Origin of the sequence: Aliivibrio sp. SR45-2 (genome assembly GCF_963890165.1) — a bacterium.
In the GTDB taxonomy this organism is placed as follows: domain Bacteria; phylum Pseudomonadota; class Gammaproteobacteria; order Enterobacterales; family Vibrionaceae; genus Aliivibrio; species Aliivibrio salmonicida.
On sequence record NZ_CAWPRC010000150.1, the window covers coordinates 220,724 to 240,954 of the forward strand.

Genomic DNA, 20,231 nt, shown 5'->3' on the forward strand with positions numbered 1-20,231 from the left:
CTTAAATATGGATATACGCATTTCCATATATGATATATATTATAGTGTAAAAAACAATAAAAAAACCACGGAGTCACAAAAGGTTCATATAAGAAAATAAAACCTAAATAGTGGTTCAGTAATCACTTCTCTAAACTAAAAGGTAAATGGTTTGATTTTGAACCTAATGACAATGAAATTAACATTTAATAATGATAGTTTTATAACTATACAAAATTCAAATAATAATCGCCTTACATGGATGTGCGTATGACAGCGTTTTTCACTTCTCATTTTGATTCACAAGACAACATTATTGACCTATCAAAATGGCAAGAACTTGCAGATTTAATTGTTGATATTTTTGGGGCCGACTGTGGTGCCGTTATCGAATTTACAGGTCATTCTTTCCATACCCTTATAAGCAGTAATAATAAAACAAATTTTCTTCGCCAAGGTTCTGAATGGCCTAGTGACAGCAAAAGCTTTTGTCGTGCCATTGTAGAAACAGGCAAAGAGTTATATGTACCTGATGCGTTAAAGACCGAATATTGGATTAATGCCCCAGCAGTTGAAGATGGCCCAGTAAGATCTTATTGTGGTGTTCCTGTCTTTCACCCTGATGGCTCTATTTATGGCACTATTTGTGCGATAGATACAAAGCATACTAATTATAAAAGTGCATTAGTTAAGCTACTGCATCACCTGTCAAAGCTCATTACGGCTGATTTGAAAATGGCAGAAGAAGCTGAGCAACATCGACAAATGGCACTTACCGATTCAATGACAGGGTTACTTAATCGTCGTGGATTAGACATTCTAGGTAAGCAGAAATTAAAAGATTCAAAAAGATACCAAGATAATATTGGCATCCTATATTTTGATATTGATAATTTAAAACAAGTAAATGACAACCATGGCCACGAATTCGGAGATCAATGCATTCAACTATTGGCCGATATTTTAAAAAGTACAATCAGAGAATCGGATTTAACTGCTCGTACTGGCGGGGATGAGTTTATTGTTTTAGCCTTGCTGAATAAGGAAAACGACAATGAACTTGCCTTACTCGCAGAACAAATCCGCCAACGTTACCAAGAAAAAACGATGCATCAACCAGGCTTAAACCTCACCAATATTAGTATTGGTCGTCATCTTGAACCTTATGATTCAGTACTATCACTTAAAGACATGTTCATTAATGCAGATACCGCTATGTATAAAGAAAAAGATCAAAAAAAATCCATCAATAATTAATCAAATAAAAACGGCAGCCTATCTGAGGCTGCCGTTTTTATTTCGTTATCAATAAGTCAAACTTATTCAACCGTTACCGCTTTTGCTAAGTTACGTGGCTGATCAACATCCGTCCCTTTAATCAGGGCAACATGATACGAAAGTAACTGCATTGGAACCGTATAATAGATTGGTGCAGTTATATCGCTAACATGAGGCATCGTAATGATCTTCATGTTTTCATCGCCTTCAAAGCCCGCTTGCTCGTCCGCGAAAACATACAGCAACCCACCACGAGCACGCACTTCTTCTACGTTTGATTTTAATTTTTCTAATAAATCATTGGTTGGGGCAACCACTACCACTGGCATATCCGCATCAATCAACGCTAAAGGACCGTGCTTTAATTCACCGGCGGCATACGCTTCCGCATGAATGTACGAAATCTCTTTTAATTTCAACGACGCTTCCATTGCGATTGGATAAAACTCTCCACGCCCTAAAAATAGCGTGTGTTGCTTGTCAGCAAAGTCAGGGGCTAACGCTTCGATTTCTTTATCAAATGACAGTGCTTTTTCTATTTGAGCGGGCAAAGCGTGCAAGGCTTCAACAATCTCTTTCTCTTTCTCTTTTGAGATACGATTTTGTTGTTTACCTAACGCCGTCACTAACATCAATAACGCCGCAAGTTGAGTGGTAAAGGCTTTCGTCGATGCCACACCAATCTCTGTTCCTGCACGCGTCATAAAGGCAAAATCAGATTCACGAACAAGAGATGAACCAGCAACATTACACACCGTCATTGCGCCCATGTAACCACGCTCTTTTGCTAGACGAAGGGCCGCTAACGTATCAGCCGTTTCACCCGATTGAGATAAGGTAATTAACAAGCTATTTGGACGCGTTACAAATTTACGGTAACGGAACTCAGACGCAATTTCGACATCACAGCTGACACCCGCCAGTGACTCAAACCAGTAACGAGCCGTCATTCCCGCGTTGTAAGAAGTACCACATGCGATGATTTGTACGTGTTCTACTTTGTTTAGTATCTCAACGGCATTAACACCAATACTCTCAGTAACCACTGAATCATGGGTGATTCGCCCTTCCATGGTATTGATTAAGGCTTTTGGCTGCTCGAACACTTCTTTTTGCATAAAATGACGATATTGACCTTTGTCTCCCGCATCATGCTCGGCGTTCGATTCTGTCACTTCACGCTCAACTTGTTCGCCACGCGCATCAAACACTCGAACATCACGACGAGTAATTTCAGCAACATCTCCTTCTTCAAGGTACATAAAGCGACGAGTTACGTTTAATAACGCCAGTTGATCTGACGCTAAAAAGTTTTCACCCACACCACGACCAATAACGATTGGGCTACCAGAGCGAGCGACAACTAAACGTTCAGGGTCACGACGATCCATTGCAACAGTACCGTACGCACCATCAAGTTGAGTCGCTGTTTTTTGTACCGCCTCAATCAAAGAATCCGACGTTCGTAATTCCCACTCAACTAAGTGTGCAATAACCTCGGTATCCGTTTGAGATTCAAATACATAACCGCGTTCTTTTAATAGCGTACGTAATGATTCGTGATTTTCAATAATGCCATTGTGAACAATCGTAATATCACCGGAAACGTGTGGGTGAGCGTTCACTTCAGACGGCTCGCCATGCGTTGCCCAACGAGTATGAGCGATACCAGTACCGCCGACCACATGTGATTCATTGACTGCATCCGCTAATTCTTTAACTTTACCTAAGCGACGCAGTCGAGTGTAATTACTGTCCGCATCAACAACGGCAACACCAGCCGAATCATAACCGCGATACTCTAAACGGCGTAATCCTTCAACTAATATTTCCGCAACGTCTCTTTGTGCAACAGCACCTACGATTCCACACATGGCAATACTCCATTATTCTATTTTTAAATTTAGTGGGCCCAATCCTGGTAATGCGATTGGTCTAGATAATGAGCTGGCAACAAAAAGCTCACTATTGATATTCTTTATTGAGGAATTAAATCACTGAGCTCTAATGACTCGTACGTTATGTGACTCAATTTTTTTCTGATGTTCTTCGCTTAAATCATTATTGGTGATCAGCACATCAATACTGTCCCATGGCAATTCCACATTCGGAATTTTTCGACCAATTTTTTCTGATTCAACCATTAAAATTACTTCACGAGCGACTTCAGACATCACTCGACTTAAACCTACCAGTTCATTGAAGGTCGTGGTTCCACGCTCTAAGTCAATGCCATCTGCACCAATGAACAACTGATCAAAATCATAGGATCTTAATACCGACTCTGCCACTTGACCCTGAAATGAATCAGAATGACTGTCCCATGTTCCACCTGTCATTAATAACGTGGGTTCATTCTCGATTTCTTGCAATGCATTCGCCACCGGTAATGAATTGGTCATAACAACCAAACCATTTTTCGTTGATAATTGGTTAATCAACGCCGCCGTCGTACTGCCACTATCAATAATGATTCGATTATGATCTTTAATCAGTTCTACCGCTGAAATAGCCAAAGATAACTTTCGATTCGAAACTTCTTCGCACGTATCTTCTTGAATGATATTTGAAGGCATTAACACCGCCCCGCCATACTTACGCATCAGCAAACCATTCTTCTCTAACTCCGTTAGATCCTTACGAATGGTTACTTCTGATATATCAAAGAGCTCCGAAAGTTCTTCAACCGTAATTTCCCCTTTCTCAATTAATAAAGAAAGGATCATATGTCGACGTTGTTTAGTGTTTCTTTTTGACATGACAAACTCAATAAGTTTCGATTTGAAAGAAGTTTAGTTTCGTTTCATTCGATTGTCTAGTGTTGAGAATTAATTCGTTTTAAATATTAAGATCCCACGAATTTCATTTCATTTTTAAAAATAGAAATAAGATTAGAGAGGCAGCGCAGACTTTAGCGTCTAAAAATTGCTCGAAAATGGGTTAGATGTTAATTTTATTAGATTACTCATGAGGAATTTTGTAGCCATGGACGACAACTACACCATCATTATCGCGGACGATCATCCCTTATTTCGCAATGCGCTTTTTCAATCCATTCATATGGCGATCAGCGGAGCCAATCTACTCGAAGCCGATTCTCTAGATGCACTCTTAACCGTATTAGAAAAAGAGCCCGATCCCGACTTATTATTACTCGATCTTAAAATGCCGGGCAGTAACGGAATGTCTGGTTTAATTCACCTTCGCTCTCAATATCCAGACCTGCCTATTGTGGTTGTCTCTGCTAGCGAAGAAAGCAGCATTGTCTCTCAAGCAAAGAGCCATGGGGCTTTTGGCTTTATTCCAAAATCAAGTGACATGCGATCATTAATTTCAGCGTTGAACCAAATTTTGGCAGGGGACTCTTATTTTCCAGAAGGCTCTATTAAAAACAGCCAAGCGTGTGATGATCTCACGACAAGAATAAGCAGCCTTACTCCTCAGCAATATAAAGTGCTTGGTATGCTGTCAGATGGCCTACTCAACAAACAAATTGCGTATGATTTAGACGTATCAGAAGCGACGATCAAAGCCCACATGACCGCAATTTTTCGAAAATTAGGCGTAAAAAATCGTACTCAAGCGGTTATTTTTCTACAACAGACAGAAAGTTAACCTCGATATAACACTCTAGCCTATAAATTAAGGTAATCTATAGGTCTCTTTTATATCCCTCTGTTTAACCTAACTCTGGGAGAGTTCATGATAAGCATCCTCGTTACTCAATTCGTTGTTCTTTGGGCTGTTATCGATCCTATCGGTTCAGTACCTGTCTACCTTTCACAAACCCAACATTTATCAACAAAACAAAGAAAAGCTGTCGCACTAAAAGCCGTTGCGATTGCAACCTCTGTGCTGTTATTTTTCCTCGTTATTGGTCAATTATTATTAGAAGCAATGCAAATCCCCTTACCCGCGTTCCAAGTTGCTGGTGGATTGGTTCTTCTTATCTTTGCCTTAACGATGATTTTTGGTGAAAGCAAACCAGAACAAGAACAAAAATTGAGTGAAGACATCAGTCATTCTGACTTAGCTAATTTGGCGGTGTACCCATTAGCCATTCCATCGATCGCCTCTCCTGGCGCCATGATGGCCATCGTAATGTTAACTGACAATTCTCGTTATTCTTTTATAGATCAGTCAATTACTGCCGCGGTAATGATTGTTGTGCTGATCATTACCTTATGTTTATTACTTGGTGCGACCTTTATCCATAAAATTATTGGCAATGTTGGTGCTGCAATAATTAGCCGTGTAATGGGGTTAATCTTAGCGGCAGTGGCGGTCAATAATCTTCTTATGGGGATTAAAAATTTCTACTTTTAATGAATACCGATGCCTTAGACCTTGGTATTGATTAACATAAGTTAAACATAGAAAAATCACAGCCCACCTCACATAAAACGCTCATATATTGGGCGTTTTTCTTTATCTGCTCGACTAAAGTTGCACTGTTTTCTTTTCTTCTCGCTGCTAATCTCTTTTTGGTTACATATTATTAACATTAAAAAGGAGCCGGCTATGGCGTTCGAAACAAAAGAACAAGCACAAGCCTATTGGAAGGAAAATCTAAGGATAATGGGTGGACTACTCTTCGTCTGGTTTGCCGTCTCATTTGGTGCAGGCATTTTATTTGTCGATGCTCTGGATACGATTCAAATTGGGGGCTTTAAATTGGGCTTCTGGTTTGCACAACAAGGTTCAATTTATACCTTTGTTGCCCTGATCTTTATCTATGTGGTTCGCATGAACTCACTGGATAAAAAATACAACGTACAAGAAGACTAGAGGAATTAGCATGGATATCCAAACTTGGACGTTTATATTAGTAGGTATCACTTTCACCCTTTATATCGGTATTGCGATATGGGCAAGAGCAGGATCAACCAGTGAATTCTATGTGGCAGGCGGAGGGGTTCACCCTATTGCTAATGGCATGGCAACCGCCGCTGACTGGATGTCGGCTGCATCATTTATCTCAATGGCAGGTATCATTTCTTTTGTTGGTTATGATGGGACTGTTTATTTAATGGGTTGGACTGGCGGCTATGTTTTATTAGCTTTATGTCTTGCGCCTTATTTACGTAAATTTGGTAAGTTTACGGTACCAGATTTTATTGGCGAGCGTTATTACTCACGAACCGCTCGTATGGTTGCGGTGTTCTGTGCCATCTTTGTCTCTTTCACGTATGTGGCAGGACAAATGCGTGGTGTTGGTGTGGTGTTCTCTCGGTTCCTAGAAGTTGATATCAACGTCGGCATCATCATTGGTATGGGTATCGTATTTTTCTATGCGGTATTAGGCGGCATGAAAGGCATCACTTATACGCAGGTTGCTCAATTCTGTGTTCTCATTTTCGCCTTCCTTGTTCCCGCTGTTTTTACTTCAATCATGATGACGGGTAATGTATTTCCTCAAATTGGTATGGGGTCTACTGTTACCGGTTCCGAAGTCTACTTATTGGATAAATTGGATGGATTAACCACTGAATTAGGATTTACACCTTATACCGATGGATCTAAGAGCATGGTCGATGTCTTCTTTATCTGTGCTGCACTAATGGTTGGTACAGCAGGGCTTCCTCACGTAATTATTCGTTTCTTCACGGTTCCTCGTGTTAAAGATGCACGTATCTCTGCAGGTTGGGCTTTACTGTTTATTTCATTCTTATACACCACTGCACCTGCGGTTGCCGCGTTTGCTCGTGTGAATATGATTGAAACCATCAATGGTCCAGACAGCCAAGGAGTTGCCGCTGCGGATGCACCGAGCTGGTATAAAAACTGGGAAGATACGGGTCTTGTTGCTTGGGAAGATAAAAATGGCGATGGCAAGATGTTCTACTCTGGTGATGAGCGTAATGAAATGGACATCAACCGAGATATTATCGTTCTAGCATCACCTGAACTGGCAAACTTACCAAACTGGGTTGTTGCATTGCTAGCAGCCGGTGGTTTAGCGGCAGCATTATCAACGGCTGCTGGTCTATTACTGGTAATCTCGACCTCTATCTCTCATGACTTACTGAAAAAAGGCTTTAAGCCAAACATGACCGATAAACAAGAGCTACTCGCAGCCCGCCTTGCCGCCATCGTTGCTATCATTGGTGCAGGGTATTTAGGGATCAATCCGCCGGGCTTTGTCGCACAGGTGGTTGCCTTCTCGTTCGGTTTAGCAGCAGCTTCTTTCTTCCCAGCCATCATCTTAGGTATTTTCTATAAGAAGATGAATAAGGAAGGCGCAATTGCAGGCATGATTTCTGGTGTTACCTTTACTACCGCTTACATCGTTTACTTTAAATTCATTAACCCAGCAGCAAGCACACCAGACAACTGGTGGTTTGGTATCAGCCCTGAAGGGATCGGTACCCTAGGTATGTGTCTAAACTTTATTGTTTCGATTGCAGTAAACAAAGTCACCGCAGAAGTACCACAAGATGTTCAAGATCTGGTTGAATCGATTCGTTATCCTAAAGGTGCCGGTGAAGCTCACGATCATTAATCTGATAATGTTCAGTTTAATAGAACCAGAATAACGTCAGAAAAATAATTTGGCTGATATGAAAAGGGAGTTAGTGTGCTAGCTCCCTTCTTTTATGATTAGCCCTAAACCTCTGAGGTAGTGTGGCGATTTAACACAGATCTTAATTTTAACGGTTTGACTGGCTTTGCAATAAAACCAAAACCATTACTTTTAATACTTTCTAGTAAATCCTCAGTTTTATCTGCACTGATCATCACCCCTTCAAAATTATTTCCTAAACGTAAGCGGCATTGTTGTAATACTTCTAAGCCCGTTCTGTCGTTATCCAATCGGTAATCTGAGAAGATGACATCGGGTACCCAATCCTCTTCTAAGCAACGTAAACTGCCCATCAAATCCGTCGCCGTTTTGACTTCACAACCCCAACGTTCAAGTAACGATTCCATACCAATCAAAATATCGGGTTCATTATCCACACACAACACACGAACCGAACTTAATGGCAATTCAGGCTTTTGGGTTATGGTAGGCGCATCGCTTTCAAGCACCACACCACGCTCCAATGTGACAGAAAATACAGAGCCGTTATTTACCCATGAACGCAGAGAAATAGTATGCCCGAGCACATGAGAGATCCCTCTCGCAATCGCTAACCCTAACCCTAACCCTTGATCAGCTCTGCTTTGATCGACACGAGTAAACTCTTCAAAAATGGCTTGTTGTTTTTCTTCTGGAATACCAATACCACTGTCCCATACATCCAGACGAATTTTACCTTCGATTCTTCTGGCACCCAGTACCACTTTGCCTTCTGGGTTATATCGAAAGGCGTTGGTTAAGAAGTTCTGTAATACTCGACGTAATAATTTCGGATCGGATTCCACCACCACATCAGAATGAATCACTGAAAAATCAATGCCTTGTTGTTTTGCTAACGCACCAAATTCGGCTTCTAAATTAGAGAGCATATGGTGGAGTGAAAAGCCGTGAACATTAGTTTCTAACTTACCCGCTTCTAAACGAGAAATATCCAATAAATCGCCGATTAACTCTTCTGCCGCCCCTAATGCACTTTCAATATGCCCTGATATTTTCTTTGTCTCACCGTCTTTAGCGACTTCGCTTAATGAAGACGCAAACAAGCGGGCGGCATTCAAGGGCTGCATTAAATCATGACTCACCGCCGCTAATAATCGTGTTTTTGAGTGCGAGGCTTTTTCTGCACTTTGGGTAGCGCCCACCAATCTCTGATTCAATTTTTCTAATTCTTTGGTTCGTTCATGCACTCGAAATTCTAGGCTTTCATTGGTTTCTTTTAGGGCTTTTTCTGCCTGTCTAAATACCGTGATGTCGGTAAAGCTCATCACAAAACCACCGTTTGGCATCGGGTTACCTTGCACTTCAATAACCTGTCCATCGGCTCGAATTCGAGAAGAAACGTGTCGAGTGCCTCGCTCTAAATGCTCAACTCGTCGCTTAACGTGCACTTCAGGATCACCCGGCCCACAAAGCCCTTGCTCTGCATTATGTCGGATAACATCCGCTATCGGACGCCCGACTTGAATAAGTCCTGCCGGAAACGTAAATAACTCTAAATAGCGTTGATTCCATGCCACTAGCTTCATCTGCTTATCAACCACAGCAATGCCTTGGCTTATGTGTTCGATCGCTCCTTGCAATAACCCACGACTAAAATCATAAAGTTCAGAAGCCTCATCAACAATGGTTGCGACCTCTTCAAGTTGCATATTTCGTCCCTGCAAAGCAGACGTCAGTACCAAGCGAGAAGAAGAGGCACCAAATACTCCGGCGAGCACTCTCTCTGTATGACGAATCAATTGAGAGCTAGCTTGTTGCTGTGGAAGTAACGCATCACCATGCTGCTGAGCAAACTGACGAAATGCTTTTCTTGCTCTTTTTCGCCCGACAAAACGGGACGCTAACATTTCAAGTTCAGCCACTGTCACGCGAGTTTGGTATACGCTTACATCCTCACTTTCAGGCAAGGGAGCACCAACAAAAGCCGCGGCTTGTAAACGCTCACTTAACGACGCTCGAGTAACAGAAGAAACAAAAATGAACAACATGGCATTCAAACTTAAGCTCAACATCATTCCCCAATCGGACGTTTTAACCTCCAGATTTTGCAGCCAATTAGGCGGAGTAATAATCCACAATAAAAAATTATTCTCAGCACTGCCCGCTAACATTTGCGTCTGACTCATCAGCGTGATTAACCACACCACAAAGCCAATCGCCAAACCCGCATAGACTCCTTTTTTATTTCCTTGTCGCCAATACAAACCACCAATAAGTGCCGGTGCAAATTGCGCAATTGCAGCAAACGCTAATAACCCAATAACAGAAAGAGAATCGATTGAATCTAACGCTTGATAAAAACCCCATGCGCCAACTAATAATAGAATTATCAACAACCGACGAATCGTCACTAATAATTTAGAAAAATGCCCAAAGGTTCGAGACGTGGTTCTTACTCTACGTAAGAGTAAAGGCAAGACTAAATCATTCGAAACCATAATCGCAAGTGCAATGGTCGAGACGATCACCATCCCACTTGCCGCTGAAGTCCCTCCAACAAAAGCAAGTAATGCCATGTGTTCAGCACCAATAGACAATGGCACACTAATGACAAAAGAGTCACTAACGCCACCAGAGAGCAATGCCTGTCCTGCCCATGAGATAGGTAAGACAAATAATCCCATCAATAATAAATAAAGAGGAAAGACCCAGCGTGCAGTCCTTAAGTCTTGTGCTTGTTCATTCTCTACCACTGTTGTGTGGAACTGACGAGGCAAACAAATTATCGCCGCCATCGTTAATAACGTATGAAACAATAAGGTAATTAGATTAGGCGATTGATAGGTGTCTTTTGCGACAGTAATCAGATCGACCGTTGGCTCTGAATACGCCAAATATAAAATGAATCCACCAACCGAAAGAAAGGCAACAAGCTTAACAATGGATTCAAAGGCCACTGCCATCATCAATCCACGATGATGTTCAGTGGTATCTATATGTCGAGTACCAAATAGAATAGTAAAAATCGCTAATGCACCACTGACAAACCAAGAAATGTGGCCATCTTGATAGCCTAAATCCTGAGCTAAATTAGGAGCAACAAGATCGAGCCCCATGGTGATCCCTCGTAATTGCAACGCAATATAAGGAAGAATACCAATCACCGCAATGACCGTAATCACACCAGCTAAACCTTGAGATTTACCGTAACGAGCCGCAATAAAATCAGCAATGGACGTAATGTGCTCTCGCTTTGCAATCAGAATAATTCGGGCTAAAAAACGCCATGCAAAAACAAACACAAGAATGGGGGCAAGATAAATAGGAAGAAAAGACCACGGGTTGCTAGTGGCTTGGCCTACCGTGCCATAAAAGGTCCAAGAGGTGCAGTAAACCGCAATAGAAAGACTGTAAATCCACGGGCGATAATGCGATAACCACCCTTTTTGACGATCACCATACCAGGCAATTAAAAATAGCAATCCTAAATAAGCCAGCGAAACTGGCACGACGATCCATCCTTGTGTCATCACTCATCCTTGGTGATACCACTCTCAGTTCTGATCATAAAAAAACGCCAGAGTGGTACGAATATTCTGTCGCACCAGTCTAACGTTTTATTATTACTTCGCTTTTATCCAAGCCAACAAATGTGATTAGGACCTATTTATCTTTTACTTTATCCAGCTTAATCATTAAGGCAAAGGCACCCATCACTGCCATACCCCAGAAAATATGCGCTCCCCACACTTCATAACCCCAACCACTTAATGTTGTCATTAAGGCAATAAAGGCACCAAGCGGAATCGCATTATATAAGGCTTGTAGTGGGATCATTTTGTTTTGAGGGAATTTTTGAATGTATTGAATGGCGGCCAAATGTGCCATCGCAAAGGTAACACCATGCAGTGCTTGAACCAATATTAGTGCCGATAACTCTGTCGTTGCCGCCGTTAATCCCCAGCGGATCATTACACCGACAGCCGCCACTTTAAATAAAGTTGATACCTTCCATCCCGCGAACAATTGCTTACTAAAGGCAAACACCAACACTTCAGCGACAACACCTAGGCTCCACAAATAACCAATGGTACTTTCTTCATAGCCTGACGCTTTCCAATAAATAGAGCTGAAACTGTAATACGCGGCATGGCTACCTTGAATTAACGACACTAAAATAATAAATTTTAATACCGGAACTTCACGAAGTAAGGCCAATAGTTTAGGGCGAGTTTGGTCTTCTTCCGAGACTGACACTGGCATTGGATTTGGATTACGCATCACTAAGAATAACGCCGCTAAAATACCAGCAATCGCAGTGTACACAATCATGTCGGTGCCAAAGCCTGACACTAGGTAACCCACGACCGTTGAGCCGGCAATAAAGCTGACTGAACCCCATAAACGAGTTCGACCATAATCTAATAACTTATTTTTCGCATAATAATTCGTCATTGCATCGGAGAGCGGTATAGCTGGACCACAGGACAAATTAAACAACACGGTGACAAATGCCATCCACCAGAAGTTGCCGCCATTAATAAGAAACAACCCAAGTGCAATCAAGGAGGCAAACGTTAATGCGCGCAGGGCTGGAATTAAATATTCAACTTTATGCAAGCGAGGAGTGATCACTAAGTTCGCCACACAACGTGTCGCAAATCCCAAACCAATTAAAACACCAATATCTCCAGCTGATACCCCTTGGTCGGCAAACCACAGCGCCCAAAAAGGCAAATACACACCATAGGCAAAAAAGAACCCACCAAAATATTGAGAGATCCAAGCAAAGGGAGAAACGCGTACCATGACAATGTCCAAAGGGAATAAAAAAGAGGCCGTCATTATGGCATCCTATTGATTTATAAAAAGGGAAAACAGAACAGAAGAAAAATGCACCTTTTAAAATGTGATAAACCCGAGATTTTAGAACTTTATGGGTAGACTAAAGTCCTCTTCATACTGTGCCTTTTTTTAGCCAAAATAGTAAAAAGGAACGCACAGAGGATGGGTTATGCCAAACGATATTGATCTCACCATTGCACCCTTCAATAAATTAAACGACAGACAGAAAAAGACGTTAATTAATCATCTTGATATTGCGTATTTTCGGCATGGCGACACGTTACTTTATCAAGGTCAGCCTTCTGAGCATCTTTTCATTATCATTAAGGGCATTGTTGAAGAACGATCCAGCAGTAATGGAGAAATTTACGCTCATTATACGAATGACGATATTTTTGACGTACGATCTCAACTCGAACAACCCGTAAAACATACCTATCAAGCCATTGAAGATACCTTGTGCCACCTGCTGCCTACCGCCATTTTCCTTACTCTTTATCATGAAAACACAGAGTTCGCCGCTTATTTCAATAGCAGTTTGGCCACACGAAAAGCGTTAATGACACAAGCTCATCAACAGCAAAACTTAGCGGAGTTTATTCTCACCAAAATAGATAACGAAACCATTCAACCCAGTTTAGTTGTTGATTGGAATACCTCATTACAGCAAGTCACTCAATTATTAAAAGACAATGCAGTGGATGCATTATTTGTTGAACTAAACCAATACGATACTCGCCATAAATCGAATACTGCGCATTTACCGATTGGGATAATTACTCGAACAGATTTACTGCACGCTCTTATGCTCGAAGGCTATTCTCCTAATCATCCGGTAGGTCCAATAACCACTTACCCGATAGTAAGTATCAAAAAATACGATTATCTGTTTAATGCCATGACACTAATGACCCGCCACCACGTGAAACGAGTGGCAGTTGTTGAAGAAAATAAGTTGATCGGTATGTTAGATATGACTCAAATATTGAGTTTATTTTCCACCCACTCCCATGTACTCACATTGAGAATTGCTCGAGCACAAACCATTGATGAACTCGCTTTGGCGGCCAACAGCCAAGCACAGTTAGTTGAAACGCTTCTTAACAATGGAATTCGTACCCGTTTTATTATGGAATTGATTTCTACCATTAATGAACAAATTATAGAAAAAGCATTTAATCTCACCGTGCCTAAAGCTCTGCATGATCATTGCTGCTTGATCGTGATGGGATCGGAAGGAAGAGGCGAACAAATTCTTAAAACCGATCAAGACAATGCCTTAATCATTAAAGAAGGATTGGAGTGGCATCAATGCCATGAACTGATGAAGAAGTTCACTCACACCCTGTTGCAGCTAGGCTATCCATTATGCAAAGGGAATATCATGGTCAGCAATGCACATTGGGTAAAAACTGAATGTGAATGGCAACATTACATCACCAAATTAAGCACCGAATATAACGGTGAAAACATGATGCACCTTGCTATTTTATCGGATGCTCATGCCGTTGCGGGAAATCATCAATTACTTTCTCCTTTAAAACATTTATTAACTCAGAAGATGCAAGAAAATGAGCTCGCACTCAGTATCTTTGCTCGCCCTGCATTGCAATTTATTGTGCCATTAACTCTATTCGGAAAAGTAAAAAACAAAAAAGAAGGCATTGATATTAAACAAGGCGGCATTTTCCCTATCGTTCACGGAATTCGAACTCTCAGCTTAGAACATGGTATTACCGACACAAACACATTTACTCGTATTGAACTTCTTTGCCAACAGAACATCCTTGAATCCACAACAGCAGAAAATTTGAGTGAAGCTCTAAAGCTATTTTTTAAATTACGCTTACGCCACCAGTTAGAAGAAGTAAACCCAATGCCCAGTAATCAAATTCACATTCAACGATTAGATAGAAGTGAACGTGATTTACTTCGTCACAGTTTACACATCGTTAAAAAATTCAAAGAATGGCTTGGTTATCATTACCAAATTAGGGATTAACATGAATCAACTTCAACGCCTGTGGTGGCGCTATAAACTACAAAACCACTCGAATCACTTTCTTTTTGAACGCTACAACGGCGAAGAATTGGTTTCTATTGATTGCGAAACAACAAGTCTTGACCCTAATCATGCGGAATTAGTGTCGATCGCGGCCATAAAAATAAAACAGAACAGAGTATTAACAAGCCAAACGATTCACCTCAAATTAAGACCACCACACAACCTAACGTCAGAATCAGTCAAAATACATCAACTAAGGCATCACGATCTCTCTCATGGACTGTCCGAAAAAGACGCTATCATTCAATTACTTCAATTTATTGGTAATCGACCGATTGTCGGTTACCACATTCACTACGACAAAAAGATTTTAGACCGCAGTTGCTTACGTCACTGTGGTCACCCTTTTCCTAATAGGCTAATCGAAGTCTGCCATATTTATCACCATAAATTAGAGCGCCTATTACCTAATGCGTATTACGATTTAAGTATTGAGGCCATCTCTACCCATTTAGATCTACCACAAGCCGAACGCCATGATGCTTTGCAAGATGCCATTGCCGCAGCATTGATTTATGTTCGCCTTCATTATGGTGATTTCCCTGAACTGCCTACCCCAAGAGCGCTTTAATTCACAACTTACTGATCTGAGTCTCAAAACGCTCTTCTCTTTTCCTCTCAAACTCAGTCATTTCCTCTTTCTCTGACTAAAGTCTAATTGTTGAAAATCGATTTCTAGCAGAAAGTAATATCAACGAAGCGCAGAACCAATGAAGGGGCTGCCATAAAATCCAGTCATAAATTGGATATTTGCTGTATTCACAAGGAGAATCAACATGAGTGACATTCACGTATACCCAGTCAATCAAGACATCGCAAAAAATGCACATGCCGATGAAGATAAATACCGTGAAATGTATCAGCAATCCGTCATCAATCCCGAAGGGTTTTGGCGTGAGCACGGACAAATAGTCGACTGGATGACTCCTTACACTAAAGTGAAAAACACCTCGTTCGATACTGGTCACGTAGACATCAAATGGTTTGAAGATGGTGAATTGAATGTCTCTGCAAACTGTATCGATCGCCATCTTGCTGCTCGCGGTGATGAAGTCGCGATCATCTGGGAAGGTGACGATCCACAAGATGATGCATCAATTACCTTCAATGAGCTGCACGAACAAGTGTGTAAATTCTCAAACGCACTTAAGAGTCAAGGCGTTCGCAAAGGCGATGTCGTGTGTATTTACATGCCAATGGTTGCAGAAGCAGCCGTTGCAATGCTTGCTTGTACTCGCATTGGTGCGGTTCATACTGTTGTTTTTGGTGGGTTCTCACCAGAAGCATTGGCGGGTCGAATCGTTGATTCCGATGCGAAAGTCGTGATTACCGCCGATGAAGGCGTTCGTGGCGGTCGTACCGTACCTTTAAAGAAAAACGTCGACGATGCATTAAATAACCCTGAAGTAACAACCATTGAAAAAGTCGTTGTATTCCAACGTACCGGTAATGATATTGATTGGAATGAAGAACGCGATGTATGGTGGCATGAAGCAACCGCTGTAGCTTCTGCACATTGCGAACCAGAAGCCATGAATGCTGAAGATCCTCTTTTTATTCTTTATACCTCTGGCTCAACAGGTAAACCCAAAGGCGTATTACACACCACTGGCGGCTACCTTGTTTATGCAGCAATGACCTTCAAATACATCTTTGATTACCAAGAAGGTGAGGTGTTCTGGTGTACCGCTGATGTAGGTTGGATCACTGGCCATACTTATTTAATCTACGGACCTCTCGCTAATGGCGCAAAAACCATTCTGTTTGAAGGTGTACCAAACTACCCAAGCACTAGCCGCATGAGTGAAGTGGTAGATAAGCACAACGTAAATATTCTTTATACTGCGCCAACAGCCATTCGAGCACTCATGGCTCACGGTAATGATGCTGTAGAAGGAACCTCAAGATCCTCATTACGCGTGATGGGATCCGTCGGCGAACCGATCAACCCTGAAGCATGGGAGTGGTATTACAACACCATTGGTGACGCTCGCTGTCCAATCGTTGATACGTGGTGGCAAACCGAAACGGGCGGGATTTTAATCTCTCCTCTTCCTGGTGCAACAGCTTTAAAACCGGGCTCGGCAACGCGTCCTTTCTTTGGTGTTCAACCTGCTTTGGTTGATAACATGGGTAACCTTATTGAAGGTGCTGCCGATGGAAACCTCGTGATTACCGATTCATGGCCGGGTCAAATGCGCACCATTTATGGCGATCACGACCGTTTCGAACAAACTTATTTTTCAACGTTTAAAGGCATGTACTTTACCAGTGATGGTGCTCGACGTGATGAAGATGGTTATTACTGGATAACAGGCCGTGTCGATGATGTGCTCAATGTGTCTGGTCACCGAATGGGTACCGCTGAAGTTGAATCCGCCTTGGTTTCTTTCAGTAAAATTGCAGAGGCTGCCATTGTCGGTGTTCCTCATGATATTAAAGGCCAAGCGATTTACGCATACATCACCTTAAATTCGGGCGAATACCCAAGTGCTGAGCTCCATAAAGAAGTCAAAGATTGGGTAAGAAAAGAAATAGGCCCTATCGCAACACCTGATTTCTTGCATTGGACCGACTCATTACCAAAAACACGTTCAGGGAAAATAATGCGTCGAATTCTTCGTAAAATTGCGACGGGGGATACTTCAAATCTAGGCGATACATCCACACTTGCCGACCCTAGCGTGGTTGATAAACTAATTGAAGAACAAAGAAAAATTGCTTAACTGAATAGATTTAAGAACATAACGGGCTAGAGCAAAAACTCAAACCGAATGAAAAAGTCGCTATTATTCGTAATAGCGACTTTTTTCTTGTGATTTCAAGCTCAAATTTACATATTGATAACGAGAGATATTTAACTCAACCAAATAAACAAAATACAAAACTGTATAATTGTTCAACACATTGAAAGTATTTGTTAACTAATCATAAAATGGTTGAACCAACTCATTAACCTAAGCTCTAATCTCATAAATAGAGATGACATTCACCCAAGCTTCGATACATAAAATAAGAACTTAGAGCTGATAAGACCAGTATTTTGCTGCGATTTGCTGTGATATTGTCTATAATTGCTTTTTATGAGCATTCGCAAGGCAAAAATTGCAAAAGCTCATCAAATCGAATATAAAAGGTGTGCTTTTTTTACTTTAACCGTAAAAACAAGGAATTTAGCATCACAATGTCTACTCAATCGCGAATTTTAATACTAAATGGCCCTAATCTTAATTTATTAGGACTTCGAGAGCCGGCACATTACGGCAGTCAAAATTTAGAACAGATCGTTAACGCTCTGACCATTCAAGCAACTGCATTGAATGTCGAACTTGAGCATTTACAATCTAACCGTGAATATGAGTTGATTGAAGCGATCCATAATGCTTATCAACGTATTGATTTCATTATTATCAATCCAGCAGCGTTTACACATACCAGTGTCGCTTTACGTGATGCTCTGCTTGGGGTTGATATTCCTTTTATTGAAGTACATTTATCTAATGTCCATGCACGCGAACCTTTCCGCCACCACTCTTATCTTTCAGATAAGGCCGTTGGTGTGATTTGCGGTTTAGGCGCAGATGGCTACGAATTTGCTTTGAAGGCGGCAGTAAAACGTCTGCGTTCAAATTGATCACTGAATATAAACAGAAGAGATTACACAATGGATATCCGTAAAATTAAGAAACTGATTGAACTAGTTGAAGAGTCTGGCATTGCTGAACTTGAGATTTCTGAAGGTGAAGAATCTGTACGTATCAGTCGCGCTGTAGCTCCTATGGCTCAACTAACACCAATGCAACCATACCCAGCGCCAGTTGCTCCTATGGCTGCACCAGTAGCCGCTCCGGTAGCTGCAGTTGAAGCTCCAGTAGCCGTAGCCGCTGGTCATAAGGTGTGTTCTCCAATGGTTGGTACTTTCTACGGTGCTTCAAGCCCTGATGCAAAACCATTTGTTAAAGTTGGCCAACAAGTTACTGCTGGCGATACATTATGTATCGTTGAAGCAATGAAAATGATGAACCAAATCGAAGCAGATAAGTCTGGTGTAGTGACTGCTATCCTAGCTGAAGACGGCCAACCGGTTGAATTCGACCAGCCACTTGTTGTGATCGAATAAATAGAGGTCACTATGTTAGATAAATTAGTTATCGCAAACCGTGGTGAAATTGCACTGCGTATCTTGCGAGCATGTAAAGAGCTTGGCATCAAAACGGTTGCTGTGCACTCTACTGCTGACCGTGATTTAAAACACGTATTACTTGCTGATGAAACCATTTGTATCGGTCCTGCTCGCAGTACTGACAGCTACTTAAACATCCCACGTATTATTAGTGCGGCGGAAGTAACAGGTGCAGTTGCTGTTCACCCTGGTTACGGTTTCTTAGCTGAAAATGCTGACTTTGCAGAGCAAGTTGAACGTTCAGGCTTTATTTTTGTTGGTCCTAAAGCGGAAACTATTCGCATGATGGGTGACAAAGTGTCTGCGATCAGTTCAATGAAAAAAGCCGGTGTACCTTGTGTTCCGGGTTCTGACGGCCCGTTAGATAACGATGAAGCAAAAAACAAATCATTTGCTAAACGTATCGGCTATCCAATTATCATCAAAGCCTCTAGCGGTGGCGGTGGTCGTGGTATGCGTGTTGTTCGTGCAGAAAAAGACCTTATTGAAGCGATTGCAATGACACGTGCAGAAGCAACAGCGTGTTTTGGTGATGGTACGGTTTACATGGAAAAATTCCTTGAAAACCCTCGTCACATTGAAGTTCAAATCATTGCTGATGGTCAAGGTAACGCGATTCATCTTGGCGAACGTGATTGTTCTATGCAACGTCGTCATCAAAAAGTGGTTGAAGAAGCTCCGGCTCCTGGTATCACCGAAGAAATGCGTAAATACATTGGTGAGCGTTGTACGCGTGCTTGTGTTGATATCGCTTATCGTGGTGCCGGTACGTTTGAATTCCTATATGAAAATGGTGAATTCTACTTCATTGAGATGAATACTCGTATTCAAGTTGAACACACAATTACCGAAATGGTAACGGGTATCGACTTAATCAAAGAGCAACTGCGCATTGCTGCAGGTCAACCTCTTTCATTCACTCAAGATGATATCAAATTGCGTGGTCACTCAATTGAGTGTCGTATTAATGCTGAAGATCCTGTTCGTTTCCTACCTTCTCCAGGTAAGATTGAACGTTTTCATGCACCAGGTGGTATGGGAGTTCGTTGGGAATCTCACATTTACACTGGCTACACAGTACCGCCACACTACGATTCAATGATTGGTAAGCTAATTACTTACGGTGAAAACCGTGACGTAGCTATCGCACGTATGAAAAATGCATTAAGTGAAATGATCATTGAAGGCATCAATACAAATATCACTCTACACTTAGATATTATGAATGATGAAAACTTCCAACATGGTGGCGCTAATATCCACTATCTTGAGAAAAAACTGGGTCTTCAATAAGACACCAATTTCATTCTTTAAGTTAAAGACATAAATAAAGGCCATGAGTGATTATACTCATGGCC

The 20,231-nt window shown here is 41.6% G+C and carries 15 protein-coding genes; 11 read left to right on the forward strand and 4 right to left on the reverse strand.

What is annotated here, in order from left to right; all coding sequences use genetic code 11:
* Positions 1–249: 249 nt before the first annotated feature.
* Positions 250–1,236, forward strand: coding sequence for a sensor domain-containing diguanylate cyclase (locus AACV33_RS09960; protein WP_255458466.1), 987 nt, complete (start codon positions 250–252; stop codon positions 1,234–1,236).
* Between the two features lie 62 nt (positions 1,237–1,298).
* On the opposite strand, the gene glmS is transcribed toward AACV33_RS09960, so the two are convergent.
* Both glmS and AACV33_RS09970 read right to left on the reverse strand, forming a co-directional pair.
* Positions 1,299–3,131: a glutamine--fructose-6-phosphate transaminase (isomerizing) gene (gene glmS / locus AACV33_RS09965; protein WP_023604488.1), complete on the reverse strand. Its 1,833-nt coding sequence runs from the start codon at positions 3,129–3,131 to the stop codon at positions 1,299–1,301.
* 120 nt (positions 3,132–3,251) lie between these two features.
* Positions 3,252–4,016, reverse strand: coding sequence for a DeoR/GlpR family DNA-binding transcription regulator (locus tag AACV33_RS09970; RefSeq protein WP_012551255.1), 765 nt, complete (start codon positions 4,014–4,016; stop codon positions 3,252–3,254).
* Between the two features lie 226 nt (positions 4,017–4,242).
* Here AACV33_RS09970 and AACV33_RS09975 point away from each other — a divergent pair, with 226 nt between their 5' ends.
* The 4 genes from AACV33_RS09975 to AACV33_RS09990 all read left to right on the forward strand — a co-directional run bounded on the left by AACV33_RS09975 (position 4,243) and on the right by AACV33_RS09990 (position 7,759).
* Positions 4,243–4,872: a response regulator gene (locus AACV33_RS09975; protein WP_017022870.1), complete on the forward strand. Its 630-nt coding sequence runs from the start codon at positions 4,243–4,245 to the stop codon at positions 4,870–4,872.
* Between the two features lie 87 nt (positions 4,873–4,959).
* Positions 4,960–5,583, forward strand: coding sequence for a MarC family protein (locus tag AACV33_RS09980; RefSeq protein WP_182699275.1), 624 nt, complete (start codon positions 4,960–4,962; stop codon positions 5,581–5,583).
* Positions 5,584–5,778: 195 nt separating this feature from the next.
* Positions 5,779–6,045, forward strand: coding sequence for a DUF4212 domain-containing protein (locus AACV33_RS09985; RefSeq protein ID WP_023604486.1), 267 nt, complete (start codon positions 5,779–5,781; stop codon positions 6,043–6,045).
* Positions 6,046–6,055: 10 nt separating this feature from the next.
* The gene (locus AACV33_RS09990; protein ID WP_017022872.1) at positions 6,056–7,759 is read left to right on the forward strand and encodes a sodium:solute symporter family protein; all 1,704 of its coding nucleotides are present in this window, start codon (positions 6,056–6,058) and stop codon (positions 7,757–7,759) included.
* 104 nt (positions 7,760–7,863) lie between these two features.
* On the opposite strand, the gene AACV33_RS09995 is transcribed toward AACV33_RS09990, so the two are convergent.
* A complete protein-coding gene (locus tag AACV33_RS09995; RefSeq protein ID WP_065609289.1) occupies positions 7,864–11,310 on the reverse strand; it encodes a PAS domain-containing hybrid sensor histidine kinase/response regulator in 3,447 nt (1,148 codons plus the stop codon).
* Between the two features lie 133 nt (positions 11,311–11,443).
* Positions 11,444–12,589: a 3-phenylpropionate MFS transporter gene (locus tag AACV33_RS10000; protein WP_065609321.1), complete on the reverse strand. Its 1,146-nt coding sequence runs from the start codon at positions 12,587–12,589 to the stop codon at positions 11,444–11,446.
* 205 nt (positions 12,590–12,794) lie between these two features.
* Between AACV33_RS10000 and AACV33_RS10005 the strand changes: the two genes are divergently transcribed.
* The 6 genes from AACV33_RS10005 (at position 12,795) to accC (ending at position 20,166) form a co-directional block, all read left to right on the forward strand.
* Entirely contained in the window at positions 12,795–14,627 is a 1,833-nt protein-coding gene (locus tag AACV33_RS10005; protein WP_065609287.1) for a DUF294 nucleotidyltransferase-like domain-containing protein, read from the forward strand.
* Position 14,628: 1 nt separating this feature from the next.
* A complete protein-coding gene (locus AACV33_RS10010; protein ID WP_017022876.1) occupies positions 14,629–15,261 on the forward strand; it encodes a 3'-5' exonuclease in 633 nt (210 codons plus the stop codon).
* Positions 15,262–15,466: 205 nt separating this feature from the next.
* The gene (gene acs, locus AACV33_RS10015) at positions 15,467–17,416 is read left to right on the forward strand and encodes an acetate--CoA ligase (RefSeq protein ID WP_023604481.1); all 1,950 of its coding nucleotides are present in this window, start codon (positions 15,467–15,469) and stop codon (positions 17,414–17,416) included.
* 458 nt (positions 17,417–17,874) lie between these two features.
* The gene (gene aroQ / locus AACV33_RS10020; RefSeq protein WP_012551265.1) at positions 17,875–18,324 is read left to right on the forward strand and encodes a type II 3-dehydroquinate dehydratase; all 450 of its coding nucleotides are present in this window, start codon (positions 17,875–17,877) and stop codon (positions 18,322–18,324) included.
* 30 nt (positions 18,325–18,354) lie between these two features.
* Positions 18,355–18,810, forward strand: coding sequence for an acetyl-CoA carboxylase biotin carboxyl carrier protein (accB, locus tag AACV33_RS10025; RefSeq protein ID WP_012551266.1), 456 nt, complete (start codon positions 18,355–18,357; stop codon positions 18,808–18,810).
* 12 nt (positions 18,811–18,822) lie between these two features.
* The gene (accC, locus tag AACV33_RS10030; RefSeq protein ID WP_017023492.1) at positions 18,823–20,166 is read left to right on the forward strand and encodes an acetyl-CoA carboxylase biotin carboxylase subunit; all 1,344 of its coding nucleotides are present in this window, start codon (positions 18,823–18,825) and stop codon (positions 20,164–20,166) included.
* The last annotated feature ends 65 nt before the right edge of the window (positions 20,167–20,231 follow it).